This window comes from Halalkalicoccus sp. NIPERK01 (assembly GCF_030287405.1).
In the GTDB taxonomy this organism is placed as follows: domain Archaea; phylum Halobacteriota; class Halobacteria; order Halobacteriales; family Halalkalicoccaceae; genus Halalkalicoccus.
Genome location: NZ_JASVVV010000007.1, coordinates 72,518 through 95,321, shown reverse-complemented (window position 1 = coordinate 95,321; position 22,804 = coordinate 72,518). Strand labels below are relative to the sequence as shown.

Annotated in this window: 27 protein-coding genes; 13 read left to right on the top strand and 14 right to left on the bottom strand. The window is 67.5% G+C overall.

From position 1 onward, the window contains the following. Positions 1-6: 6 nt before the first annotated feature. Both QRT08_RS16395 and QRT08_RS16390 read right to left on the bottom strand, forming a co-directional pair. Positions 7-441, bottom strand: coding sequence for an HTH domain-containing protein (locus QRT08_RS16395; protein ID WP_286047053.1), 435 nt, complete (start codon positions 439-441; stop codon positions 7-9). 62 nt (positions 442-503) lie between these two features. Continuing rightward, positions 504-1,124, bottom strand: a complete 621-nt coding sequence (locus tag QRT08_RS16390) for a MaoC family dehydratase (RefSeq protein ID WP_286047052.1) — start codon at positions 1,122-1,124, stop codon at positions 504-506. Positions 1,125-1,268: 144 nt separating this feature from the next. On the opposite strand from QRT08_RS16390, the gene twy1 reads away from it, so the two are divergent. The 5 genes from twy1 (at position 1,269) to QRT08_RS16365 (ending at position 5,284) form a co-directional block, all read left to right on the top strand. After that, positions 1,269-2,237 (top strand): 4-demethylwyosine synthase TYW1, encoded by a 969-nt coding sequence (twy1, locus tag QRT08_RS16385; RefSeq protein WP_286047051.1) that lies wholly within the window; start codon positions 1,269-1,271, stop codon positions 2,235-2,237. A 66-nt stretch (positions 2,238-2,303) separates the two neighbouring features. Beyond that, entirely contained in the window at positions 2,304-3,002 is a 699-nt protein-coding gene (locus tag QRT08_RS16380; RefSeq protein ID WP_286047050.1) for a DUF120 domain-containing protein, read from the top strand. Further along, positions 2,999-3,661, top strand: coding sequence for a 3,4-dihydroxy-2-butanone-4-phosphate synthase (gene ribB / locus QRT08_RS16375; RefSeq protein WP_286047049.1), 663 nt, complete (start codon positions 2,999-3,001; stop codon positions 3,659-3,661). The genes QRT08_RS16380 and ribB overlap by 4 nt, the downstream gene beginning before the upstream one ends. A 47-nt stretch (positions 3,662-3,708) precedes the next feature. Beyond that, entirely contained in the window at positions 3,709-4,632 is a 924-nt protein-coding gene (locus tag QRT08_RS16370; protein WP_286047048.1) for a branched-chain amino acid transaminase, read from the top strand. A 34-nt stretch (positions 4,633-4,666) separates the two neighbouring features. Continuing rightward, positions 4,667-5,284, top strand: coding sequence for a hypothetical protein (locus tag QRT08_RS16365; RefSeq protein ID WP_286047047.1), 618 nt, complete (start codon positions 4,667-4,669; stop codon positions 5,282-5,284). A gap of 51 nt (positions 5,285-5,335) precedes the next feature. Here the strand turns inward: QRT08_RS16365 and tatC (QRT08_RS16360) are convergent, their stop codons facing one another. Further along, positions 5,336-6,157: a twin-arginine translocase subunit TatC gene (gene tatC / locus QRT08_RS16360; RefSeq protein ID WP_286047046.1), complete on the bottom strand. Its 822-nt coding sequence runs from the start codon at positions 6,155-6,157 to the stop codon at positions 5,336-5,338. 110 nt (positions 6,158-6,267) lie between these two features. Here tatC (QRT08_RS16360) and tatC (QRT08_RS16355) point away from each other — a divergent pair, with 110 nt between their 5' ends. After that, entirely contained in the window at positions 6,268-8,931 is a 2,664-nt protein-coding gene (tatC, locus tag QRT08_RS16355) for a twin-arginine translocase subunit TatC (RefSeq protein WP_286047045.1), read from the top strand. Between the two features lie 3 nt (positions 8,932-8,934). Here tatC (QRT08_RS16355) and QRT08_RS16350 read toward each other — a convergent pair whose 3' ends face one another. Next, a complete protein-coding gene (locus tag QRT08_RS16350; RefSeq protein WP_286047044.1) occupies positions 8,935-9,672 on the bottom strand; it encodes a DUF4397 domain-containing protein in 738 nt (245 codons plus the stop codon). Positions 9,673-9,756: 84 nt separating this feature from the next. Here QRT08_RS16350 and QRT08_RS16345 point away from each other — a divergent pair, with 84 nt between their 5' ends. Further along, positions 9,757-9,936, top strand: a complete 180-nt coding sequence (locus QRT08_RS16345) for a ribbon-helix-helix domain-containing protein (protein WP_286047043.1) — start codon at positions 9,757-9,759, stop codon at positions 9,934-9,936. Then, complete coding sequence (locus tag QRT08_RS16340) at positions 9,923-10,630, top strand: queuosine precursor transporter (RefSeq protein ID WP_286047042.1); 708 nt, start codon at positions 9,923-9,925, stop codon at positions 10,628-10,630. Before QRT08_RS16345 ends, QRT08_RS16340 begins: the two co-directional genes overlap by 14 nt. Here the strand turns inward: QRT08_RS16340 and QRT08_RS16335 are convergent. Then, entirely contained in the window at positions 10,627-11,382 is a 756-nt protein-coding gene (locus QRT08_RS16335) for a 23S rRNA (uridine(2552)-2'-O)-methyltransferase (protein WP_286047041.1), read from the bottom strand. The two genes, QRT08_RS16340 and QRT08_RS16335, sit on opposite strands and share 4 nt — an antisense overlap. A 120-nt stretch (positions 11,383-11,502) precedes the next feature. Between QRT08_RS16335 and QRT08_RS16330 the strand changes: the two genes are divergently transcribed. Next, entirely contained in the window at positions 11,503-12,246 is a 744-nt protein-coding gene (locus QRT08_RS16330; protein WP_286047040.1) for a DNA polymerase sliding clamp, read from the top strand. Between the two features lie 3 nt (positions 12,247-12,249). Here QRT08_RS16330 and QRT08_RS16325 read toward each other — a convergent pair whose 3' ends face one another. From QRT08_RS16325 to QRT08_RS16315, 3 genes are read right to left on the bottom strand one after another with little or no spacing between them, the layout of a single operon-like run. Further along, complete coding sequence (locus QRT08_RS16325) at positions 12,250-13,026, bottom strand: hypothetical protein (RefSeq protein ID WP_286047039.1); 777 nt, start codon at positions 13,024-13,026, stop codon at positions 12,250-12,252. Beyond that, on the bottom strand, positions 13,023-13,337 hold the full coding sequence (locus tag QRT08_RS16320; protein WP_286047038.1) for a 2Fe-2S iron-sulfur cluster-binding protein: 315 nt from the start codon (positions 13,335-13,337) through the stop codon (positions 13,023-13,025). The genes QRT08_RS16325 and QRT08_RS16320 overlap by 4 nt, the downstream gene beginning before the upstream one ends. A gap of 5 nt (positions 13,338-13,342) precedes the next feature. Next, positions 13,343-14,785: a selenium-binding protein SBP56-related protein gene (locus QRT08_RS16315; protein WP_286047037.1), complete on the bottom strand. Its 1,443-nt coding sequence runs from the start codon at positions 14,783-14,785 to the stop codon at positions 13,343-13,345. A 383-nt stretch (positions 14,786-15,168) separates the two neighbouring features. Between QRT08_RS16315 and priL the strand changes: the two genes are divergently transcribed. Beyond that, entirely contained in the window at positions 15,169-16,254 is a 1,086-nt protein-coding gene (gene priL, locus QRT08_RS16310) for a DNA primase regulatory subunit PriL (protein ID WP_286047036.1), read from the top strand. Here priL and QRT08_RS16305 read toward each other — a convergent pair. After that, positions 16,245-16,457: a DUF7472 family protein gene (locus tag QRT08_RS16305; protein ID WP_286047035.1), complete on the bottom strand. Its 213-nt coding sequence runs from the start codon at positions 16,455-16,457 to the stop codon at positions 16,245-16,247. The two genes, priL and QRT08_RS16305, sit on opposite strands and share 10 nt — an antisense overlap. Positions 16,458-16,597: 140 nt before the next feature. Here QRT08_RS16305 and QRT08_RS16300 point away from each other — a divergent pair, with 140 nt between their 5' ends. Continuing rightward, positions 16,598-17,257 carry an SWIM zinc finger family protein gene (locus QRT08_RS16300; RefSeq protein WP_286047034.1) on the top strand — a complete coding sequence of 220 codons (660 nt, stop codon included), beginning with the start codon at positions 16,598-16,600 and terminating at the stop codon, positions 17,255-17,257. A 107-nt stretch (positions 17,258-17,364) separates the two neighbouring features. Next, on the top strand, positions 17,365-18,069 hold the full coding sequence (locus tag QRT08_RS16295; RefSeq protein WP_286047033.1) for a glycoside hydrolase family 16 protein: 705 nt from the start codon (positions 17,365-17,367) through the stop codon (positions 18,067-18,069). Position 18,070: 1 nt separating this feature from the next. On the opposite strand, the gene hjc is transcribed toward QRT08_RS16295, so the two are convergent. The 3 genes from hjc to QRT08_RS16280 are packed head-to-tail and all read right to left on the bottom strand — an operon-like array spanning position 18,071 to position 20,243. After that, entirely contained in the window at positions 18,071-18,487 is a 417-nt protein-coding gene (gene hjc / locus QRT08_RS16290; RefSeq protein WP_286047032.1) for a Holliday junction resolvase Hjc, read from the bottom strand. After that, positions 18,488-19,774, bottom strand: a complete 1,287-nt coding sequence (locus tag QRT08_RS16285) for an adenosylhomocysteinase (protein ID WP_286047031.1) — start codon at positions 19,772-19,774, stop codon at positions 18,488-18,490. It lies immediately after the preceding gene. A 31-nt stretch (positions 19,775-19,805) separates the two neighbouring features. Beyond that, the gene (locus QRT08_RS16280; RefSeq protein WP_286047030.1) at positions 19,806-20,243 is read right to left on the bottom strand and encodes a DUF6653 family protein; all 438 of its coding nucleotides are present in this window, start codon (positions 20,241-20,243) and stop codon (positions 19,806-19,808) included. Between the two features lie 85 nt (positions 20,244-20,328). Between QRT08_RS16280 and QRT08_RS16275 the strand changes: the two genes are divergently transcribed. After that, a complete protein-coding gene (locus tag QRT08_RS16275) occupies positions 20,329-20,484 on the top strand; it encodes a hypothetical protein (protein WP_286047029.1) in 156 nt (51 codons plus the stop codon). On the opposite strand, the gene QRT08_RS16270 is transcribed toward QRT08_RS16275, so the two are convergent. Next, positions 20,481-21,776, bottom strand: a complete 1,296-nt coding sequence (locus tag QRT08_RS16270; RefSeq protein ID WP_286047028.1) for an amidohydrolase — start codon at positions 21,774-21,776, stop codon at positions 20,481-20,483. The two genes, QRT08_RS16275 and QRT08_RS16270, sit on opposite strands and share 4 nt — an antisense overlap. A 51-nt stretch (positions 21,777-21,827) precedes the next feature. Then, positions 21,828-22,751: a 2-dehydropantoate 2-reductase gene (locus QRT08_RS16265; RefSeq protein ID WP_286047027.1), complete on the bottom strand. Its 924-nt coding sequence runs from the start codon at positions 22,749-22,751 to the stop codon at positions 21,828-21,830. Positions 22,752-22,804 lie beyond the last annotated feature (53 nt).

Below are 22,804 nucleotides of genomic sequence, written 5' to 3'. Positions count from 1 at the left end.
CCGTTTTCAATCGGCGAGGCCGGCGAGTTCGCCGTCGGTTTCGAGCGCGGTCAGACAGTCCCAGACGCTGTAGGCCCCCTCCTCGTCCCGACACGGGAACACCCGGCTGAGCTCCTCCTCGACGTGGACGGCGATACAGATGATCGGGAAGACGATCTCCCGGGCGTCGGCCCGCTCGTGTTCCTGAAAGAACGGTTCGATGGTGTGACCGATCTCGGTCGCCCGCGTCTTGAACGCCTCGAAGGTCTCGACCGTCTCGTCCGACCCGTTTTGGACGACCACCCGGTCGTCCCAGTGGCGAACGCGCAGGTCCGAGATCCGTCCCTCGCGCTCGAGACGCTCGGCTCGCTCTATCACCTCCTCTTGGCGCTCGCGGGCCGGCAGCGATGCGGACGCCCGGAGATAGACGACGAGCGCCGGCCGTGTGTTGCTCTCGATCATGGTATTCACCCACGCGGAGTGGATGCGTACCGATTGGATAGCCAACTACAAAGGTGCGGGGGCTACTGGGGCTGTTCGTCGATGAGGACGACCGCCTCGCCGTCGATCAGCGTCGTCCCGTCGGCCTCCGTCACCTCGGCCGTCAGCCGGTAGCGGTCCTGCCCGAGGTCCTCGACGATCTCACAGCGGGCGGTCAGCACCGAGCCGATCCGGGCGGGCCCCTTGAACTCGAGGCTTTCGGAGAGGTAGATCGTCAGCCCCGGCAGCCGTGCGAGGGCGGCGCTGATCAGTCCCCCGACGAGGGTGCCGTGGACGATCCGCTCGCCGAAGCGCGTGTTCGCGGCGAACTCGTCGTCGAGGTGCAGACGGTTCGTGTCGCCGCTGGCCTGTGCGAAGGCGTGGACGTCCGCGTCGGTCAGCGGCTTGGTGAACTCGACGTACTCGCCTACGCCGAGTTCCTCGCGGGTGTCGACCGAGCGCTCCATCGACCAGCCGACCGACCCGTAGGAGAGCTCGTCGACGGGGGCGTTGATCCGCTCGGACTTGTTCGAGGTGAGCCCCATCCCCGCGAGGATCGCCCGGTTGGCCTCGACGTAGCTGTTGACGACGTGTTTCGAGACGTCCGACCACGAGTCGACGAACTCCGCTACCGGCGTCTCCTCCCCGTTGGAGGTCCCGCTCATCGTCGTCCTCCACGAACGGGGACGAGTGTCGGGCGACACGTGGACTGCACGGTGTGGTCCATGGTCACACCTAGGCCACGAGCACCTTAAGTACATTGAACCTAAGCGGGGGGCTTTTGAGGCCGCCCGCCCAACGGGGTTCCCATGAGCGGGCCGAAGCAGGTCTCCTCGCCGGAGTACCACAGCGAGAACCACACCGCCGCCCAGACCTGCGGGTGGACCGCGAACGCCCTCCGCGGCGAGGGCAAGTGCTACAAGTACGCCTTCTACGGCATCGAGTCCCACCGCTGCATCCAGATGACGCCCGTCGTCAAGTGCAACGAGCGGTGCGTCTTCTGCTGGCGCGATCATCGGGGTCACGCCTACGAACTCGGCGACGTCGAGTGGGACGACCCCGACGCCGTCGTCGACGCCAGCATCCGCCTCCAGAAGCGACTGCTCTCGGGGTTCGGCGGCAACGACGAGGTGCCCCGCGAGGTGTTCGAGCAGGCGATGGAGCCGCGTCACGTCGCCATCAGCCTCGACGGCGAACCCACGCTCTATCCGTACCTCCCCGAACTCATCGACGCCTTCAGTGATCGAGGAATCACCACCTTCCTCGTCTCCAACGGGACCGACCCCGAGATGCTGGCGCGGTGTGAGCCCACGCAACTGTACGTCAGCGTCGACGCCGCCGAACGCGCCACGTTCGACCGGGTGGTCCGGGCGGTTGAGGACGACGCCTGGGAGCGCCTGATCGACACGATGGACGTGCTCGCCGGGAAGGACGACACCCGCACGGTGCTTCGCACCACCCTCGTCGGCGGCGAGAACATGCACGACCCCGACTGGTACGCCGCCTTCTACGACCGCGCCGACCCCGATTTCGTCGAACTCAAAGCCTACATGCACGTGGGCCACTCGCAGGGCCGCCTCGACCGGAGCGCGATGCCCGACCACGAGGACGTGGTGGCGTTCGCCGAGGACGTGCAAGAACACCTGCCCGAGCACGACTACATCAACGACGTACCGGTCTCGCGCGTGGCGCTGCTCTCGAAGACCGAGGAGACGTGGGTGCCGAAACTGGAGAAGGGCAGCGAGTTCTGGGAGGACGACCCGCTCGCGGCCGACTAGCGTCTCATTTCCGTTACGCATCCCAGATACGATACGCTTATGCCGGGTGCTCCCGAAGCCCGAGGTATGTCACAGACCGCGGTACGGGAGGTCGAATCCGACGAACTCGTCGCCCTCCGGCAGTTGGGCCTCGACGGCGCGCTCTCGGGGGAGGCGAAGATCTCGTGTTCGGCGCTGGCCACTAGGTTAGAGACCTCCAGCCAGACCGCCTCGCGTCGGCTGCAGGCCTTGGAAGCGGCCGACCTGATCACGCGCGAGACGGTCGCGGACGGCCAGTGGATCGCGATTACCGACGGGGGCGAGCGCGCGCTTCGCACGGAGTATGACGCCTACCGGCGGCTGTTCGAGGGGAAATCGAGCGTCGACCTCGAAGGAACCGTCACAGGAGGGATGGGCGAGGGCAAACACTACATCTCGCTTCCGGGCTACATGGAACAGTTCGAGGAGCGACTGGGCTACGCGCCGTTTCCGGGGACCCTGAACGTCGAGTTGGGCGAGGAGAGCGTCCGGCGGCGCGGCGCGATGGAGGCGTTCGAGCCGGTCCACATCGACGGCTGGGAGGACGACGAGCGCACCTACGGCCCGTGTGTCTGCTACCCGGCGACCGTCGTTTCCGAGGCGGAGTACGACGGGGCGCACGTCATCGCCCCCGAGCGGACCCACCACGACGAGGGCCAACTGGAACTGATCGCGCCCGTGAAGCTCCGCGAGGAACTCGCCCTCTCGGACGGGGATCGGCTCACCGTCCGCGTGGAGGAGAAATGACCCAACACCAGACGCGCTCGACCGCTCGGGCCGTCGAGGCGTTCCGTAGCGGCTCCCCGGTGCTGATCCACGACGCCGCCGACCGCGAGGGCGAGACCGATCTGATCTACCCCGCCGGCGCCGTCGGCTCCGACGACGTCGCCCGCCTCCGCAACGACGCCGGGGGGCTGGTCTGTGTCGCGCTCTCCGCGAGCGTCGCCGATCGGTTGGGACTTCCGTTCGTCCAGGAGGCGATCGACCACCCCGCGGCCGAGAACCACGACCTGGCCTACGACGACCGCTCGTCGTTTTCCCTGACGGTGAACCACCGCGAGACCCGGACGGGGATCACCGACGCCGACCGCGCGCTGACGATCACCGCGCTCGCGGGGGTCGCGGCGGAACCCGACGCCGGAGCCTTCGCCCGGACGTTTCGCGCACCGGGCCACGTCCACCTGCTCCGGGCCGCCGAGGGCCTGCTCGCCGAGCGCGAGGGCCACACCGAGTTCGGGGTCGCGCTCGCCGACGCGGCGGACCTCCCGCCCGCGGTCGTCGTCTGCGAGATGCTCGACGACCACTCCGGCGGGGCGCTCTCGCCCGGCGACGCCCGCGCGTACGCCGAGCGCCACGACCTCCCCTACCTCGAAGGGCGCGACCTCCGCGCCGGTCTCGGCCGGTAGACCCCCGAAACCGCACACTCATTACCGAGGGATTCGACGGGTCGGGTATGGGATTCGACGAGATGGACGTCGACACGATCTGGATGGACGGCGAGTTCGTCGACTGGGACGACGCGCAGATCCACGTTCTGAGCCACGGCCTGCACTACGGCACCGGCGTCTTCGAGGGGATCCGTTGCTACGACACCGAGGAGGGCCCCGCGATCTTTCGCTGGGACGAACACGCCAAACGCCTCTACGATTCGTGTCAGCCCTACGGGCTGGAGATCGACCACGAACCCGACGAGCTAGAGGAGGCGACGAAGGAGCTCATCCGCCGCCAGGACCTCGAATCGTGTTACATCCGCCCCATCGCCTTCTACGGCTACGACAGCCTGGGGGTGAGCCCGAAGGACTGTCCGACCCGGATCGCCATCGCCGCGTGGCCGTGGGGTACGTATCTCGGCGAGGATGCTCTCGAAAAGGGCGTGAAGGTGAAGGTCTCCTCGTGGCGAAAGCACGCCTCGAGCCAGATCCCGACGAACGCCAAGACCACCGGGCTGTACGTCAACAGCCTGCTGGCCGGCGAGGAGGCCCGGAGCCACGGCTACGTCGAGGCGCTCGTCCTCAACAAGGAGGGCAACGTCGCCGAGGGCCCCGGCGAGAACCTGTTTCTGGTGCGCGACGGCGAGATCTACACCCCCGGGCTCGCCGAGGGCATCCTCGACGGCATCACCCGAAACAGCGTCATCGAGATCGCCCGCGACCTGGGCTACACCGTCCACGACGAGGCGACGATCAGCCGCGGCGAACTCCACACCGCCGACGAACTGTTCTTCACCGGCACGGCCGCGGAGGTCACGCCGATCAAGGGGGTCGACAACGTCACGGTCGGCGAGCGCGGCCCCATTACGGAAGAGCTCCAGTCGCGATTCTTCGACGTGATCGAGCGGCGAACCGACGACTACGACGAGTGGTTCAGCTACGTCTAAAAGGTTCTTGTCGCTCGCCGTCGTATGGTACGTGATGACACGCGAAACCGAGGGGACGACGATCGTGACCCGCGAGATCGGGGGAGCGACCGTGGGGGTCGGGACGGACGAGGACGAGATCTTCATCGACCTGCCGATCAACCGGCCGATCTACATCCGCGTCCGGGAGGGGGACCACGTCCAGGAGGGGGACGTTCGCGCCCGGGGGACGTTCGAACTCGGCTCGGGGGGCTCGGAGCTCGCCTCGACGACGCTGCGGACCTGGGCCGCCGAGGAGATCACCCCCGAGACGGTGACGGTTCGGGATCTGGCGACGGACGAACCCGAGCGGTGGGACCGCGAGGAGTGCGAGGAGAACCTCGCGACCGGCGTCGTGAGCACGAACCTCACCGACTTCGAGCGGCTGAGCGTCGTCCAGACCGGGCCGTGGGACGACGACGCCGACCGTGGCGATCCGCACGTCACCGCGACGGCCTACGGCGACGACGGGCGGAAGTTCTCGCGGACCTATCGCTTCGCCGATCCCGCGACCGACGCCCTCGAGTACTGGCACCAGGACCGCTCGATCGAGACGTTCGACGAGAACCTCGCCGCCCACTTCGAACGGCGGATCGAGCAAGCGCTTGCCGAGGACGGCTACTCGGTGCGGTGAGGTCGTCTCACGGCGTCGTCGCGTTCGTGATCCCGATGGGAGCGGGCGGGCTCATCTCCCGACCCACTTCAGCACGAGCAGCGTCCCCTCAAACAGCGACACCATCGTCAGCGCGATGATGATCGGGGCCATCCCGGTCGGGTCGGGACTGGAGACGAACGCGAGTCCGAGGAACGCACCCCAGAAGTAGAGCCGCCGATCGGTGAGCCACCGCCTCGTGGTGAGCCCCATCATGATCGCCAGCATGATCAGAAGCGGGATCTGGAAGACCACCGCGAGGTACGCCATCAGGACGAGCATCAGACCGAAGGTGTCGCCGAGGCCGAACGCGATCGCCCCGGCGTCCTGCGAGTAGGTCAGGAAGTACGTGAAGATCGCGGGCAACACGACGAAGTACGCGAAGAGCACGCCCACGACCGCGAGCACCAGGCTGGTGGGGACGGCCGCGAGGTAGTACTTGCGTTCGTTCCTGTAGAGGCCGGGGCGCATGAACCGATAGCTCTCGTAGACCAGCACCGGCAGCGCGACGATGAGCCCCGCCAGACTGGCGACCTTGATGCGGGCGAGGACGAACTCGAGGGGGCCGTAGACGCGGGGCTGGGCGACGTCGCCGCCCGGCAGTACGGAGTACCACAGGAAGGTGATGAGCTGGTCGGCGAGCGGGAAGACGACGATGCTGACCGACCCGGCGACGACGATGACGATCGCCAGGCGCTTGATCATCTCCTCGATGTGGTCGGCGAGGGGCATCTCCTGGTCCTCGGCGGGCGCGGAGATGCCGCCGACGTCGGCCTCGTCGTCGGCCGTGGCCGACGCCGTGGTCGTCCCGCCGTCGGTGACGGCCCGCTCGCCGTCCATGCGATGCTCGCCCATTCACCGAGAGGTAGGTGTCCGGGCGGTTATAGGCTTTCTTTCTCGAATGCGCCCGCACGCGCTATCTGGAGAGAGAAGATTGATAACCGCCTATCGGCTAGCGATACTGAATGTCGAGTTCGATCGTCGACGAGGACACCGCCCGGAGTCTGAACAGCGGGCGGGAGACGATCGGGGCGGTGTTATCGACGGTCCAGACGCACCTCCAGAAGGTCTTCATAATCTTCGTCGTCGGCTTCCTGGGCACCTTCTACGCGCTCAGGGCCGTCGTCTGGGACTGGCTGCGGGCGGTGACGGTCTCGGAGATGCCCCCGCAGGTGATCGAGCAACACGAGATCATCGTCACGACCCCCTTCGAGGTGATCCTGCTGCAGGCGAAGATCGGGATCGTCGCCGGGATCGTCATCGCGATCCCGCCGCTTCTCTACCTCTCCCGGCACGAACTCCGGGCGCGGGGGTACTGGCCACGGACGCCGATCGCGCGCTGGAAGCTCGCCGGGATCGCCCTCATGTCGATGCTGTTGTTTCTCGGCGGCGTCGCCTACGCCTATGGCCTCTTTTTCCCGCTCATCCTCGGCTTCCTCGCCGAGTTCTCCTACAACGTCGGGATCGACCCGACCTGGTCGATCGTCATGTGGACGGAGTTCCTCGTCCTGCTCACCATCTCCTTCGGCCTCGCCGCCCAGTTGCCCCTCGCGATGAGTTCGCTCGCCTACGCCGAGATCGTCCCCTACGAGACCTTCCGCGACAAGTGGAAGCACGCCGTGTTGGGGATCTTCATCTTCGGCGCGATGTTCTCGCCGCCGGACCCGATCTCCCAGATCATGTGGGCGGTGCCGCTGGTCGTCCTCTACGCGTTCAGCCTCGGGCTGACGCGCTTCATCGTCAACCTCAAGCGCGGCGGCCGGGCGAACGTCGCGGCGACCGTCAAACGCAACCTCCCCGCGTTGCTCGGCGTCCCGCTCCTGCTCGCGGCGGGCCTCTACGCCGCGCTCATCGCCGGGGCGGGCGAGTACATCAACGACGCGCTGCTCGAACCCCGCGGGGTCGTCCTCCCCGAGGCGCTCTGGCTCCAGGAGCTGCTGGGCGTTCCCCGCGAGGTCGCGCTCGCGGTCGGGGCCGCGTCGATCCTGTTCGCGGTGGCGTTCGCGCTCGTCGCGTTCTACCTGCTGATCTCCTCGGTCGAGCCCTCGCCCTCGGGACCGGCCGGCCGGATGGGCGATCCCGGTGCGATCGACCTCGCGGGACTCGACGCGGCGGGCGTTCGGGCCGCGCCCGAGGCCGCGTTCGAGGCGCTCTCGGAGGACGAGGCGCTCGCGATCGCCCGCGGGGCGATGGAGGCCGATGACCCCGAGAAGGCGCAGGCGGTCCTCGACCGGTTCGACGCCGTCCACGCCGGGGACGAACCGGCGGCCGAGGCCGAGACCGAGGCCGGGACGACGGCCGACACCACGGAGGACGAGGAGGACGTCGGCGGGATCCTGACGGGGACCGCGACGGGGATGTTCGCGGCGTTCTCCGAGGAGAAGGACGAAGACGACATCGGCGGCTACATCTACGACATCAAGTACATCGCCGACAGCCTCCGCTCGCGGCTGCTGTGGATCTTCGCGGTCTTCGGCGCGGTGCTCCTGGGCGTCTTCACCTTCTTCTACATGGGCGGGGTGCGCGTCATCACGGGCGATTTCGTCTCGCGGATGCCGCGGGCGGTCGTCAGCATCGACGACATCCGGATCATCGACCTGCATCCGGTCGAGACGCTGATGTTCATCATCAAGGTGAGCACGCTCGCGGGCCTGCTGTCGATCCTCCCGATGGTGCTGTACTTCGCGTGGCCTGCGATGAAAGAGCGCGGCCTGACACACGGTCAGCGCTCGGTCGTCTACGAGTGGACGATCGCGATCGCGCTGGCGCTCGCCGGCGGCACCTTCCTCGGCTACTACTACGTCGCCCCCGGCCTCATCGGCTTTCTCGTCTACGACGCGACGCAGGCGGGGATGTTGATCTCCTACCGGATCAGCAAGTTCTCGTGGCTGATCATCTACACCACGGTCGGGGTCGGCCTGCTCGCCTGCGTCCCGATCACGATGTGGATGCTCTTTCGCGGCAAGATCGCCTCCTACCGGGCGATGCGCGATCGCTGGCGCGAGGTCACCATCGCGGTGTTCGCGATCGCCGGCGTCTTCACGCCCGTGAGCGTCCTGACGATGTTTCTGGTGGCGATCCCGACGATGCTCGCCTACGGGGTCGGCCTCGCGGGGCTGTGGGTCGTCACCCTCGGCGGTCGGCGCGACTTCGGCGAGCGCCCCGACGTCGAGACGGAGACCGGGAGTTCGAAGTGGCTCGCGCTGATCGTCGTCGTTCTCGTCCTGATCGGCGGTGCCGTCGCGGTGACCGGCGGCGGCCTCGAATCGGTCCTCACCGACGACGCCCCGCCGGACGTGCCGGGCACCGACGATCCGGCCCCCGACGACGGGACCGACGAGGCCGCCGACGGCGACTCCACCGACGAGGACGCCGCCGCCCCGGACACGAACGACGACGAGGGGCCGCCGGACGACGATGAACCGGCCGAGGAGACGGGCGACGAACCGGCCGACAGCACCGACTCCGACGACGAATCCGACGGGAGCGCGTCCGAAGGCGGGGACTCCGGCGACGGGACCGGGGGGACGGATACGGACGCCGGTGACGATGCGGATACCGGCGATACCGACGGGGGCGACGAGGACGGTGGCTCGGGGATCGACGTCCGCGAGCCGATAGACGAGTGAGGGTTACTGCTCGCCCGGCGCGGCGTCCTCGCTGAGCGCGAGCGAGAACCCGAGGTCGTCGGGGGCCGCCTCGGGCGCCGATCCGGGGTCCTGATAGCCGACGGCGAACGCCGAGTAGACGTGACCGGCCTCGGGTTCGAGTTTGAAGCGGGCGAGCGTCTTCCCGTCGGCCGCCCGGACCGCAACGACGGTCTCGCCGGCGGGGACCTCCGCGGTCTGGGCGTCGCCGAACGAGAGCCCCTGGGCGATCGTCTCGCCGGCCTCGGTCCGGACGTCGATCGTCGGCGTGTCGGGCGAGGCGTGGACCGCCCGGAGGCGGGCGTGGTCCGCTTTCGTCTGTCCGAAGTCGCCCTTCAGCGCGACCAGATCGAAGGCGTTGCCGCTCAGCGCACAGACCTCGCCGACCGCCGCGAGGGTACACGGCCCCGGCTCAATGTCGATCTCGGTCTCGACGAGGGCGTTCTCGCTGTCCTCGCCCGTCGGGACGGCGGCCACGTCGTAGGTGCCCGGTTCGGCGGGGGTCGCCCCCTGCTGGAGCGTCAGCGGTTCGACCCCTTCGAACCAGAGTTCGCCGTCGACGTAGATATCGAGCGCCGGGGCGTCCGGCGAGAGGTGGACGACGCGGGCGACGTCCTCCTGCTTCCGTTCGTGATCGTCCGCGCCGGCGACGGTGGTTCCGGCCGTCAGGGCGATCCCCGCACCGATCCCCGCGAGGACGCCGCGTCTGGTGTAGTCGGTCATCGTTCCACCCCTCTCTCCTACCGAATAATAAAAGCCGCCGAATCGAGCCGGCGGACTTATGTCGCCCCTCGATATTCTCCGGGTATGCCCAAGATAAGCGTCGAGGTCCCACAGGAGCTACTCGACGACCTCGATTCGCACGTCGGCGACGGGGGAAAGTTCGTCAACAGAAGCGAGGCGATCCGTGCCTCCGTCAGGAAGACCCTCGATCTGCTCGACGAGATCGACGCACGCCACGGACGGCTCGACGATGACGCGGAGTGAGGGCGTCGCGCGCCTCGCGCTGGCGGCGACCTTCGTCACGGCGCTGGTCGTCGCCCAGGTGCTCGCGGTGAAGATCCTCGCGCTCTCGCTCCCCGTCGATCTGCCGGTCGTCGGGGGCGAGATCATCGTTCCCGCGGGCGTGCTGGCCTACGCGCTGACGTTCCTCGCCACCGACTGCTACGCCGAACTCTACGGCAAGCGCCCCGCGCAGGCGCTGGTCAACGTCGGCTTCGCGATGATCCTCGTCATGCTCGGGCTGGTCTGGCTCGCGATCCTCGCGCCCGGGTCGCCCGTCGGCGTCGACCCCGACCTGTTCGCGCGGGTGCTCGCCCCGAGCACCAATATCGTCCTCGGCGGCCTGCTCGCCTACCTCGTCAGCCAGAACTGGGACGTGCTCGTCTTCCACCGGATCCGCGAGCGAACCGGGACGGAGCTGCTCTGGGCCCGCAACGTCGGGTCGACGGCGAGTAGCCAGGCGCTCGACACCGTCGTCTTCGTCTCGGTGGCGTTCTCGCTCGCACCCGCCCTCTTCGGGATCGGGGTGGCGCTCCCCGCGGGCGAACTGCTGGCGCTGATCGTCGGCCAGTACCTGATCAAACTACTGATCGCGCTCGCGGACACGCCCGTGGTGTACGCGGTCGTCGGGCTCGTGCGCTCCCGGCGGGACGAGCGAGGGGCGACGCCCGCCGACTAGTCGAGCTGCTTCGCGAACCCGAATCGCGGCTTCACGTCCTCGATCTCGATCTCGACGGTCTCGCCCTCCTCGGCGTCCGGAACGAACACTGTAAAGCCCTCGACCTTGGCGATCCCGTCGCCCTCGTTTCCCGTCCCCTCGATCTCGACGGTCAGGGTATCGCCAGGTTCGACCGGAGCCGTCAAAAAGCCCTTGGCGACGAGGTAGACCTCCGAGGACTCGTCTCGGGAGGCCGCAGGCGACGTCGTGCGGACGTACTCGAACTCGTTTTCGATGTCCTCCCTGAGCGAGTCGAGGTCCCGTCCCTCGAAGACCTTCACGACGAGGTCCCCGCCCGGCGCGAGGAGTTCCCGTGCGGTCTCGAACGCCTGGCGCGCAAGGTGGACCGAGCGGGCCTGATCCAGCGAGTACTCGCCGGTCATGTTGGGCGCCATGTCCGAGAGTACCACGTCGGCCTCGCCGACCCGGTCGACGACCTCCTCGCGGGTCGATTCGTCGGTCATGTCGCCCCTGATCGTCTCGACCCCTTCCAACGAGCTGATCCGCTGGAGGTCCACCCCCACGACCGTCCCGGTGCCCACGCGCTCGGTCGCGACCTGGAGCCACCCCCCCGGGGCGGCGCCGAGGTCGACGACGCGGTCGCCCTCGGAGAGGAGGTCCGCCATCTCGTCGAGCTGTTTGAGCTTGTACGCCGCCCGCGAGCGATACCCCTGCTGTTTCGCCTTGTTGTAGTACTCGTCCTTGCCGGCCATTCGATCGTCGGGAGTACGCGAGCGAGCGGCTTACGGGCTTCGTTCTCGTGAGCCAACGCGCGCACGCGCGTGAGGGGAAAAGTTGCCTTTTTAAGTCGTGCTTTCGTAGCCGGGGACAAGATGTTCAATGCGATCGTGAGTGCCGACACGCTTGGGACGGCACTCGATTCGGTGAGCGCGCTGGTGGACGAGTGTACGATCCACCTCAACGAGGACGGACTGGCGATCCGCGCCGTCGACCCCGCGAACGTCGGCATGGTCGACCTCACGCTCGACGCGACCGCCTTCGAGTCCTACGAGGCCGACGGCGGGCAGATCGGCGTCAACCTCTCCAGGCTCGAGGACACCGTCGGGATGGCCGACGCCGGCCAACTGGTCCACCTCGAACTCGACGAGGAGACGAGAAAGCTCCACATCCAGATCGACGGCCTCGAGTACACGCTCGCGCTCATCGACCCCGACTCCATCCGCCAGGAGCCCGACATTCCCGATCTGGACCTGCCCGCGAACGTCGTCGTCGAGGGCCGCGACATCAACCGCGCCGTGAAGGCCGCCGACATGGTGAGCGACCACATCGCGCTGGGCGTCGACGAGTCCGACTCGCTGTTTTACGTCGACGCCGAGGGCGACACCGACGACGTCCACCTCGAACTCGACGAGAGCGATCTCATCGACCTGACGCCCGGGCCCGCTCACTCGCTGTTCAGCCTCGACTACCTCAAGGACATGAACAAGGCCATCCCGAGCGACGGCGAGGTCACCCTCGAACTCGGCGAGGAGTTCCCCGTCAAACTCCACTTCGAGATCGCCGAGGGGGAGGGCCAGGTCACCTACATGCTCGCGCCGCGCATCCAGAGCGACTAGACCCTACCGTTTTACCCGCCACCGCTCCCGTAGCGGGGCCGACTCACGATCGTGGTGGCCGGCGATCTCCGCGTTCCCGACGACGAGCAGCGCGCCGGCACCCGCCGCCATCACGGCCACCTGGAGGCCCGTGGGAACGGCCATCGCCAGTATCGTCCCGCCGACGATGCCGACCCCGAACCCGACCTGCAGGAGGCCGATCGCGACCAGGGCTCGTATCGGACCCCGCCCCGTGGTCACGTAGAGGCCGGCGACGGCGGCGGTTTCGAGCGCGACGTGCCCCGCTATCAGCAGCGCGCCGACCGTTCCGACGGCCGACCCCGCGAGGTAGACGGCCGCGAGCGCACCCCCCTCGATCACCCGGTGTGTGGCCAGCGCGACGAAGGTCACGTCCGCGTGGTGTGCGTCGGTACGCGCGGCGACCGACCACGCGACGAGGCCGCCGCCGCCGATTCCGGCGGCGGCGAGCAGCGGGTACTCGCCCACGGCGGAGACGGCGAGGGTGACGCCGAGGACGACGAGCACGATCCCGATCCCCCTGTCGAACCCCGCCAGCATGCGGGCCCGCAGCGAGAGCCCCGTGAGCAGGACCACCACGCCCGCGGCGATGCCGACCCCGAGGGCCGCGGCGACGACGACCCCGAACGATACGCCGACGCCGTGGTCGACATCCCCGTGGGCCCGGACGAGTGCTGGGGTCCAGAGCACCCCGATCGAGACGAGCGCCGTTATTCGGAGCAGTGCCACACTGCCTGCCGTCCGGCGTGTCCGCTCGCTCATCGCCACGGGTTCTCGAACAGGCGAGCGCGGATGTCCGTCCCCACCTCGACCGTACAGTCGACCTCCGGCGTCGCTATACAGGTCAGGACGTAGCCCGCTTCGAGGTGGCGTCCCTTGAGCGCCCGTGGCGGTTCGACGTGGCGCGTCCCCCCGTCGAGCGCCCGTCCGGTACACGTCCCACAGACGCCGATCCGACAGCCGAAGGGGAGGCCGATCCCCGCCCGCTCGGCGGCGTTGAGCAGGGGTTCGTCGGGGTCGACCCCGACCGTCTCGCGTCGCCCGTCGGGCCACTCGAGGCTCACCCGGTGCATGCGAGCTACTGCCAGACGTCGCTGGTGCAGTCGCCGTCGGGCCAGCGGATCTCGTGGGCGCGCGCCGGCCCCTCCGGGAGGGTCCCGAAGTCGACGAGAAAGTCCTCATCGAGCGTCAGGGTCCCCCGTCGGGGATCGACGTCGGCCTTCAGCATCACCGACCCGCGCTCTTTCTCCTCGGGGAAGAACTGGTCGTCCCACGTCGAGTACAGCGACGTGGTCCAGTAGAGGCGCTCGCCGTCGAGGCTCAACTGCACCATCTGCGGCCCGGCCGCGAGTTCGCGGCCCTTCACCTCCCTGACGTCGCCGAAGTAGCCCCCGATGGAGACCGAGTCGGCGTGTCGCGGGTTCGCCGGATCACTGATGTCGTACATCCAGACCTCGCCGTGGAGCCAGTTCGCCCCGAACAGGTAGCGGTCATCCATCGAGATCAGGATGTCCGTCGGGAGCGCCGGGACCGGCATGTCCCACCCCTCGAGGTCGCGTCCCTCGAAGTCGATGACCTTCTCGGCGCGCCACTCGCCGTCTGCTCGCGGCTCATCGCCGCTCGCACCCTCGGAGGCGCTCCGCGCCTCGCGGTCCTCGAAGAAGTGGAAGATGTTCGACGAGAGCGCCGCGTTGACGTAGCCGTGGGTCGCCTCGGGGCTGTGGAGGAAGCGCACTTCGAGCGGGACCAACCCCTCCTCGCCCAGATCGACCGTCTGCTCGACCGTCTTGTCCCCCCAGTTCCAGAAGTGCAGTCGGTGGCCGTACTTGTCGGCCTCGACGTCCTCCATGTCGAACCCCGGCTGATAGGTCTCGGGCGCGGCCCACTCCGAGGAGATCATCACGTTGTGGCGCGGCTGGTACCAGAAGTCGTAGTTCATCTCGATCTCGCCGGGGAGATCCCAGCGCCCCTCGACCTCGAGGTCCTCGTTGAGTTCGAGAAAGCCCCCCGGCAACTCCCCGTCGGCGTTCCCGAGCATGCTGATCATGACCCCACCGCCGGCGGGACAGTGGACGGTGTGTGGCGCCGAGAGATCGTACTCGAAGACCTCCTCGGGCTCGATCACCCGCACTATCTCGGGATGGGCCCTGTTCTCGGTGTCGACGACCGTGATCCGCGATGAGCGGTTGCCCGGGATCACGAGGTAGCGTCGCTCCAACCCCTCGATATGGCACGACGACGAGCAGGCGTTCCACCCGAAGTGGTGGAGTTCGTCGCCCTTCGTCGGCATCTCGATCCGGTCCGTTATCTCGCCGTAGGTCCCCGAATCGGGGTCGACGTCGACGACCGCGAGGAAGTCGGGCGCGTCGACGTCGGTGCCCGTGTACAGTCCGATGACGTACGCCACCGTCTCGCGTTCGGACTCCTCGATGGCGGCCTGCGGCGTCGCGTAGCCCGGCCCCTCGACCCCGTGATGTTCGTGTTCCAGTCCGCCGTGTCCTTCCGATGTGTGACTGCTCATGATCCCCTCCGTTGTGCCCGTCTTCGCTCCGTGGCGACGTCCAGACCAACGGTATACGTTGGTCTCACTAACATAAATAAAATGATATGTACTGGCAGTCATATGCGGGTGAGCGATCAACGGGAGAGCTTCGTTACGGCATACAGTTCGAATGACGGCGAAGACACACGATGGGTTGCGATCATGCGGTGGCGCGAATCCAGCCCTCCCGCCTCGTGACGACCCTCTCGCTCGAACTCCACCGTCTATCGACCGGGTATCGGCCGGGTTATCGTCGTTCCGGCGGGTCACGCGCTCGAGAGGGCGTCGTCGGTCCCGATGGCCGTATATAACTGCGGGCGTTCACACAGGTTTATCGGCCTCGCTATCATAGCCGTGCGCGGATGAAGGCGCTTCACGCCCGGTACCCGTTTCTCGCCGCCGCCCGCGAGGCCGTCGAGGAGGCCGAGGTCGACCTCACTGAGCTAATCCGCGAGGAGGCCGTCGTCGCGCGGGCGACCGAGCGGGTCACGGGCGCGCTGTGCGAGGGCTCGATCGGCGATCCCCACCGGAGCACGCGGGTCGAACTGCTGTCGTACCCCGTCGCCCGCGTGCTCGTCTCGCTGGTCGACGAGCGTATCTGCACCCGCAAGTACGCCCGCGCGGAGGCGAACCGCGCCATCTCGCAGTTCGGCGCCGCCCGGGGGGCCGCGGCCGACCTCAAGAGCGACCGGACCGAGCGACTCGCGCTCGCCGACCTCCTCTCCGAGTTCGATCTGGCGAGCGCAATCACGGAGGACGAGACGGGCTATCGCGTCGCCGTCGGGACGTATCTCACGCTCGCATCCGACGTCTGGGGCGACCAGTGGCGCCTCGTCAACCGCACGCTCGCCGACGGCGAGGTGTTCATCGAACGCGCGGAGCTGCACACGCTCCTAGAGGAGGCGATCGCCCAGCGCGTCGCCCGTGGACTGCCGCTGTCGGTGCCCGAGGCGCTCGCCGAACCGCTGGAGACCGAGGTCGAGGCGGTCCGGGAAACCCTCGCGGACCTCGATCTCACGCGGGAGATCGACACCGTCGTCCCGGAGCGGTTCCCGCCGTGCATGAAGGCGCTGGTCGACTCGATCCAGCAGGGCGAGCACCTCGCACACCACTCCCGGTTCGCGATCACCGCCTTCCTCACCAGCATCGGGATGAACACCGACGAGATCATCGACCTCTACATGGTCAACTCGAGTTTCGGCGAGGAGATGACGCGCTATCAGACCGACCACATCCGCGGGGAGACGAGTCCGACGGAGTACACTCCCCCGAGCTGTGCGACGATGCAGTCCTACGGCGACTGCGTGAACAAGGACGACATCTGCGAGGACGTGATCGACGAGTCCCACCCCCTGAACTACTACGAACACCGCCTGGAACAGGCCGACGAGGACGAACTGGTCGACTGGCGCGAGGAGAACGGGGACGGGGAGACGGCTCAGCCCTGATCGAGGTAGTACGCCAGACCCACGCCGACCAGCGACATGAGGATCACGAACGCGGTGATCGCGCCGACGAAGGCCACGCCGCCCGTCGTCGAGAGGCCGTCCTGGTTGTAGGCGGTGCCGATCCCGACCAGCACCGCGACGAACAGCCCCACCGCACCCACGGAGACGACGATTTCGACGACCGTGTCCCGGTCTACGTCCATGGCGTGGCGTTTCCCGTCCCGGAGTAAAAGCACTTCGAAGCGATTTCTCCGCTTCCGTTTCAGGTGGAAGACTTACGTTGCTCGGGCCCCTACGGTAGTTGTAGCGATTCGGGGGTTCCAGTGGAACCCCCGGTGATTCCATGACGCAAGCCAGAAACACACCAGCGTCACTGCCGACCAGCGACAGCGAACTCGACCGCCGCTCGATCCGTGCCAGGGCCGAGCCGATGACCGTCACGGCCCTCGGCGACGCCCTCTACGAGGTCGAGACCGACCACGAGGTCAGCTACCTCGTCGACCTCGACGCGCGGCGATGTAGCTGTCCCGACTACACCTTCCGGAGCGTGCGCTGTAAGCACCTCCGGCGGGTCGCCATCGAGATCACCGAGGGGCGAACCCCGCCGCCGGGCCGACTCGCCGTCGAGTGTGCGACCTGCGGCGAGGAACTGTTCGTCCCCGAGGAGAACGCCGACCGTTCGCACTACTGCGAGGACCACGCGCTCGAACCGGGCGCGTTCGTCAGGGACCGGGAGACGGGCGATCGCCTGCTCGTCGTCAGCGTCTCCGATCGGCGGGCCGACCGGGTCCGGATCGGCGAGTCGGCCTACTCGGTCGCCACGTACCCGAACAACCGCGCGTACGACCCCGCCGACCCCGTCGTCGGCGCGGTCTACCCGCAGTCCGTGACGATGACCGAGCGCGGGCCCGAACCCGACGCGCTTCGGGTCTACTCCTTTCCCCGCTCGCGCCTCGACCGGGTCGACCAATCGAACGTATTAAACGACCTGGGATCTCACTAACAACTCAGTACGTTGCCGTGTTTCTCAATCATAGTAATCGACGAACCTTTCTCAAGGCTCTCGGTTCGACGGCCAGTATCGCGGGTACAACGGGCTGTACGGGTTTATTGGAGCGATCTCGCTCACCTGCATTCGAGGACCAGTTCGATGAGGGGACGCTCGATACCGATCGTTGGAACGTCGGATACGGATGGGGAAATAGCACGAACTGGTCGCTAGAGGAGATACAGAGAGACCACATCTGGGTCGACCGGGAGAACGATCAGCTCGTTCTTCAGCAATCCTACGACGGCGAACGGTACGTTTCGGGAGCGATTAACACACGGGGAATCCATGCCCAACAGCACGGCTACTGGGAAGCTCGGCTTCGAATCCCCACAACTGTGAACGGCCTGCTCCCTGCGTTCTGGGCGAAACCCGACAACGAGGACTGGCCACCGGAAATCGATTTCGTCGAGTTCATGGAGGATACACGGACGTCTCGTCACACCGTCCACTACGAGGACTGTGACGGGATGTACGGTGAGGAGTACGGTCAGTACGACACCGGCGAAGATATGTCTAACGAGTTCCACGTATACGGTTGCGAGTGGACTCCCGAAGAAGTTGTGTGGTACATCGACGACGAGGAGGTCTATCGAACGACTGTGGCTTCGGATAATCGATGCCGGTATCTCGATTACGGTGAGCCGTTTTACACCATGCTGAACGTCCATATCGCCGACGCGGACTGGATCGGTAATCCCGCAACGAATGACGATTGGCCCTACGAATATCGGATCGATTGGGTTCGAATCTGGGAGCGAATGTAGTTCACTCGTTTAGCCGCGTCTGTCTGGGGCCGCCGACGAACGACTCGAAGTCCTCGCCCTCGGCGAGCGCGGTCTCTCGCTTCACGCGGTAGTTGCCGCCGTCGGTCGTGTAGAGGTCGCCGGGGTGGAAGAAGTACCAGTCCTCGCGGTCGAACCGCACGCCGACGCGTGCCTTCGCGCCGAAGTTCCGCGCGAAGTAGACCAGCGCCTCGACCTCCTCGCCGGTGAGGTAGATCGGATCGCCCGCGCTCGATTTCGCCTCGATCGCGTAGAAGGTCTCGCCGTTGCCCGCGAGCACGTCCGGCAGTTCGCGGGTCGTCGCGCTCCCCGACGCCGGCGCGCGCATCACCGCGAACCCGGCCTCGTCGAGCAGATTGACGAGTTCGCGCTCGCGTCTATCCCCCTTCCTGTTAGCCATCTACGTCCCGTGTTCCCAGCTACCCATGTACTCGCGCTGTTCGGCGGTGAGCGAGTCGAACTCGACGCCCTCCGCTTCGAGTTTGATCTCCGCGATCTCCTCGTCGAGCGCGTCGGGCACGTCGTGGACGCCCGCGTCGTAGGCCTCTCCCTCGACGAGTTCGCGCACGCACGCCGCCTGCACGCCGAACGATTGGTCCATCACCTCGACGGGGTGGCCGAGCGCGATCGGTGCGGCGAGGTTCACCAACCGACCCTCGGCGAGCACGTTCAGTCGGCGGCCGTCGGCCATCTCGTAGGCCTCGACCCCGTCGCGAGCTTCATACGAGCTGACCGCGAGATCCGACAGGGCGTCGAGGTCGATCTCGATGTCGAAGTGACCGGCGTTCGCGAGCAGCACGCCGTCCTGCATGGCCTCGAAGTGTTCTTCGACTATTACGTCCCGGTTGCCCGTCGTGGTGAGGAAGACGTCGCCGACCGCGGCGGCCTCGCCCATCGGCATCACGTCGTAGCCCTCCATGTGGGCCTCGAGCGCGCGGCGGGGCTCGACCTCCGTGACGATCACGTTCGCGTTCTGGCCCGCGGCCTTCTTCGCGACGCCCTTCCCGCAGTAGCCGTAGCCCGCGACGACGACGTCCTTGCCCGCCCACGAGAGGTTCGTCGTCATCGCGATGCTCGCGAGCGAGGACTCGCCCGTGCCGTGGACGTTGTCGAACAGGCGCTTCATCGGCGTGTCGTTCACGGCGAAGACGGGGTACTTCAGCGCGCCGTCGGCGTCCATCGCGCGCAGGCGGTGGACGCCGGTCGTCGTCTCCTCGCAGCCACCGAGGATCGAGTCGATCAGGTCGGGATGCTCGTCGTGGATCGCCGCGACCATGTCCATCCCGTCGTCCACCGTGATGGAGGGTTCGTGGGCGATGACCGACTCGATGGCGGCGTAGTACTCCTCGTCGTCGACGCCGCGAACGGCATACGAGGTGATGTTCTCGTGGGCGTCGAGGGCGGCCGAGACGTCGTCGTGCGTCGAGAGCGGGTTACAGCCCGTGATCGCGACCTCCGCGCCGCCGTCGGCCAGCGTCTCGACGAGGTTTGCGGTCTTGGCCTCGACGTGCATCGCCATTCCGATGGTCTGGCCCGCGAAGGGTTCGCTCTCGCGGAACTCCTCGCGGAGGTGCGTGAGGATCGGCATGTGTTGGAACGCCCAGTCCATCTTGCGTCGGCCCTCCTCGCGAGCGGCCTCGACGTCGTCGAGGTGCTCGCTGATCGGGGGATACGCCGTCTGACTCATGGTTTCGGGTGAGCGGTCCGCGCCCAAAACCCTACCGAAGGCCGCGCCGATCACGATGATACCGGGCCATCGCGTCGACGAACAGGAGTTTGAGCGCGAAGGTGACGAGAAAGCCGACGAGCGTCCGGATCGGGTACCGGCGGTACGCCGAATACAGGGTGTAGAGATACAGCGGGACGTTGATCGCGTTGAGTACCTCGGGATAGCCCGTCCCGAACACCGGATTCCCCTCGGCGATCCACGCCTGCTCCCCGAGGACGCCCTCGCTCAGCCAGTTGTCGGTGTCCTTGGGTTCGGGAAAGAGGACGGGGTTGAGGGCGAGGAACGCGATCACCGCCCCGAGGGATTTCCACGCGTGGCGATAGAGCGCGAGCAGCAGTGCCGCGCCCGCGAGCACGCGCGTCGCGCCGCTGTAAGGGTTCGCGTGGCGTCGCCACGCCCGCTCGGACAGCGGGTTTCTGATGGCCATGTCCGGTCTACGACCGCCGACGGCAAAACCGAACCGTTCAGCGGCAGGGCGTAGACCTTTGCGTTCGGCCCACGAGGCGACTCGTATGAGCTACACCGACTCAGGCTACCGGACCACGATCGGCTGGTCGCTTCTCAGTTCGGGGCTCGTCACGCTGCTCCTCAAGGTGCTGCCCTTCGACTCGCTGTGGTGGGGCCTGCTGTTGATCGCGGCCGGTATCGCCGTGATGGTCTACCGTTAGGCGCGTTCGGCCAGTTCCCTCGCCCGCCTCTCGGCGGTCCCGCGCACCCGTTTTTCGTCGAGCGTCAGCACCTCCCGGTCGCGCATGAGCACCTCGCCGTCACAGACCGTGTGGCGCACGTCCGAGCCCCGCACCGCGTACGCGAGGTGGCTCACGGGGTCGTGGGCGGGCGTGAGGTGTGGTTTCTCGAAGTCCACGACCGCGAGGTCCGCGTTCGCACCCGCTTCGATTTTCCCTGATCGGATCCCGATCGCCTCGGCGCTTCCCGTGGTCGCCATCTCAACGACCGCCTCGGCGGGGACAGCACTCGCGTCCGAAGCCGCGAGCTTGCCGACCATCGCCGCGTCTCGCATCTCGTCGAAGGGATCGAGGTCGTTGTTCGAGGCCGCGCCGTCGGTGCCCAGCCCTACGGTGACGCCCGCGTCGAGCATCGCCTGAACGGGGGCCATACCGCTGGCGAGCTTCATGTTCGAGGCCGGGCAGTGAACGACTCCCATCCCGGTTTCGGCGAGCAACTCGATCTCCCGCCCGTCGAGGTGGACGCCGTGGGCGAGGAAGTCCTCCTCGCTCAGCAACCCGAGTTCGGCGGCGTATTCGAGCGGCCGCATTTCCCGTTCCTCGACGATCGGGTCGACCTCCTCGCGGGTCTCGTTGGCGTGGAAGTGGACCGGCACGCCGGCCTCGCGGGCGCCCTCGACCGCGCGGGCGAGGTGCTCCTCGGAGACCGTCGTGAGGCTGTGGGGCATCACCGCCGTCGAAATCCGCTTCTCTCCTGTGCCGTCGAACTCCCGGGCGACTTCGATGCTCTCTTCGACGTCCGCGCGCGCGTCCTCGTCGTCCTTGCCGACCGTGACGATCCCGTGGCCGAGTCGCGCGCGGGTTCCCGATTCCTCGACGGCGGCGGCGATTTCGGGGACCTCGAAGTACATGTCCGCGAAGGCCGTCGTGCCGGACTTGATCATCTCGACGATCCCCAGTTCCGCGCCCGCGCGCACGTCCTCGGGGGTGAGTTCGGCCTCGGCGGGCCAGATGTCCTCCTGGAGCCACGCGTCGAGGGGTTTGTCGTCGGCGTACCCCCTGAGAAGCGTCATCGCGGCGTGGCCGTGGGCGTTGACGAGGCCGGGGATCACCAGCGAACCGGCGGCGTCCAACCGCTCGTCGCCTGTCGGTAGTTCATCGGGATCGCCGACCGCGAGGATTTCGCCCGCCTCCCGATCCACGAGGACGTCCGCGCGCTCGACGGTCATGTCGGGCAGGAGGACCCGCCCGTCCGCGATCCGTAGTGTCGTCATGTCTCCCGTTTCCCGTCGTGGTCGCCTCAATCTGCCGGTCCTTCCCCGAACTCACTCGGCCCGTTCGTCGCTCCAGGGGCGCAAAACCGCCTCGACGGCCTCGTTCATCGGGACGTCGACGCCCGCCGCCTCGGCGTGGCGGACGACCGCCCCGTTGAGCGCGTCGAGTTCCAGGCGCTTCCCGTGGGTCAGGTCGTAGTGCAGCGAGGAACACATCCCCGGATCGAGGTCCCGGGCGAACGCGACCCACTCCTCGACCGTGTCCGCGGGGAGATCCACGCCCGAGGCCCGCGCGACGGCGACGACCTCCTCGACGACCCGACGGTACATCCGCCAGGACGCGGCCGTCTCGCGAATGGCGCCGATGGGCTTTCGGGTCGCCGCCGTCATGCCCGACTGGGCGCAGATGAACGCGAACTTCCGCCAGAGCTCCACGCGGACGTCGTCGGCCAGCACGGCCTCGACGCCGTCGCACCCCGAGAGGGCGTCGTCGAGCGCGTCGATGCGGGCCGTCAGCGAGCCGTCGAGTTCGCCGTAGACGAAGCGGGCCGGCCCGCCCGTGTGTGCGACCACGCCCGGCGACTGGATCGTCGAGAAGACGTACGCGACCCCGCCGACGACGTGGGACTCGCCGACCGCCTCGGCGATCCACCGCTCGTTGTCGACGCCGTTCTGGAAGGAAACCACGGCCGTCTCCGGGCCGATCAGCGGGTCGAGATCGGCCGCGGCCTCGCGGGTGTCGTAGGCCTTCACCGTGAACAGGACGCAGTCGACCGGGCCGATCTCGCCGGGGTCGTCGGTCGCGGGGAGGTCGACGGCGGTGTCCCCGGCGACGCTCTCGACGCGAAGCCCGTCCGATCGGAGGGCCGCGAGGTGGTCGCCACGGGCGATGAGAGAGACGTCGTGGCCGGCGTCCGCGAGCCTCGCCCCGAGATACGCGCCGATACCGCCGGCGCCGAAGATTGCGAACTCCATCCCGACGTGATTCGCGCCCCGGACCCATGAAGGTCACCCCGACGACGGAGGAG

Bases quoted from the DNA above. Each gene is read 5' to 3' on its own strand.
- QRT08_RS16395 (WP_286047053.1), bottom strand. From the start codon at position 441: ATGATCGAGAGCAACACACGGCCGGCGCTCGTCGTCTATCTCCGGGCG.
- QRT08_RS16390 (WP_286047052.1), bottom strand. From the start codon at position 1,124: ATGAGCGGGACCTCCAACGGGGAGGAGACGCCGGTAGCGGAGTTCGTC.
- twy1 (WP_286047051.1), top strand. From the start codon at position 1,269: ATGAGCGGGCCGAAGCAGGTCTCCTCGCCGGAGTACCACAGCGAGAAC.
- QRT08_RS16380 (WP_286047050.1), top strand. From the start codon at position 2,304: ATGTCACAGACCGCGGTACGGGAGGTCGAATCCGACGAACTCGTCGCC.
- ribB (WP_286047049.1), top strand. From the start codon at position 2,999: ATGACCCAACACCAGACGCGCTCGACCGCTCGGGCCGTCGAGGCGTTC.
- QRT08_RS16370 (WP_286047048.1), top strand. From the start codon at position 3,709: ATGGGATTCGACGAGATGGACGTCGACACGATCTGGATGGACGGCGAG.
- QRT08_RS16365 (WP_286047047.1), top strand. From the start codon at position 4,667: ATGACACGCGAAACCGAGGGGACGACGATCGTGACCCGCGAGATCGGG.
- tatC (WP_286047046.1), bottom strand. From the start codon at position 6,157: ATGGGCGAGCATCGCATGGACGGCGAGCGGGCCGTCACCGACGGCGGG.
- tatC (WP_286047045.1), top strand. From the start codon at position 6,268: ATGTCGAGTTCGATCGTCGACGAGGACACCGCCCGGAGTCTGAACAGC.
- QRT08_RS16350 (WP_286047044.1), bottom strand. From the start codon at position 9,672: ATGACCGACTACACCAGACGCGGCGTCCTCGCGGGGATCGGTGCGGGG.
- QRT08_RS16345 (WP_286047043.1), top strand. From the start codon at position 9,757: ATGCCCAAGATAAGCGTCGAGGTCCCACAGGAGCTACTCGACGACCTC.
- QRT08_RS16340 (WP_286047042.1), top strand. From the start codon at position 9,923: ATGACGCGGAGTGAGGGCGTCGCGCGCCTCGCGCTGGCGGCGACCTTC.
- QRT08_RS16335 (WP_286047041.1), bottom strand. From the start codon at position 11,382: ATGGCCGGCAAGGACGAGTACTACAACAAGGCGAAACAGCAGGGGTAT.
- QRT08_RS16330 (WP_286047040.1), top strand. From the start codon at position 11,503: ATGTTCAATGCGATCGTGAGTGCCGACACGCTTGGGACGGCACTCGAT.
- QRT08_RS16325 (WP_286047039.1), bottom strand. From the start codon at position 13,026: ATGAGCGAGCGGACACGCCGGACGGCAGGCAGTGTGGCACTGCTCCGA.
- QRT08_RS16320 (WP_286047038.1), bottom strand. From the start codon at position 13,337: ATGCACCGGGTGAGCCTCGAGTGGCCCGACGGGCGACGCGAGACGGTC.
- QRT08_RS16315 (WP_286047037.1), bottom strand. From the start codon at position 14,785: ATGAGCAGTCACACATCGGAAGGACACGGCGGACTGGAACACGAACAT.
- priL (WP_286047036.1), top strand. From the start codon at position 15,169: ATGAAGGCGCTTCACGCCCGGTACCCGTTTCTCGCCGCCGCCCGCGAG.
- QRT08_RS16305 (WP_286047035.1), bottom strand. From the start codon at position 16,457: ATGGACGTAGACCGGGACACGGTCGTCGAAATCGTCGTCTCCGTGGGT.
- QRT08_RS16300 (WP_286047034.1), top strand. From the start codon at position 16,598: ATGACGCAAGCCAGAAACACACCAGCGTCACTGCCGACCAGCGACAGC.
- hjc (WP_286047032.1), bottom strand. From the start codon at position 18,487: ATGGCTAACAGGAAGGGGGATAGACGCGAGCGCGAACTCGTCAATCTG.
- QRT08_RS16285 (WP_286047031.1), bottom strand. From the start codon at position 19,774: ATGAGTCAGACGGCGTATCCCCCGATCAGCGAGCACCTCGACGACGTC.
- QRT08_RS16280 (WP_286047030.1), bottom strand. From the start codon at position 20,243: ATGGCCATCAGAAACCCGCTGTCCGAGCGGGCGTGGCGACGCCACGCG.
- QRT08_RS16275 (WP_286047029.1), top strand. From the start codon at position 20,329: ATGAGCTACACCGACTCAGGCTACCGGACCACGATCGGCTGGTCGCTT.
- QRT08_RS16270 (WP_286047028.1), bottom strand. From the start codon at position 21,776: ATGACGACACTACGGATCGCGGACGGGCGGGTCCTCCTGCCCGACATG.
- QRT08_RS16265 (WP_286047027.1), bottom strand. From the start codon at position 22,751: ATGGAGTTCGCAATCTTCGGCGCCGGCGGTATCGGCGCGTATCTCGGG.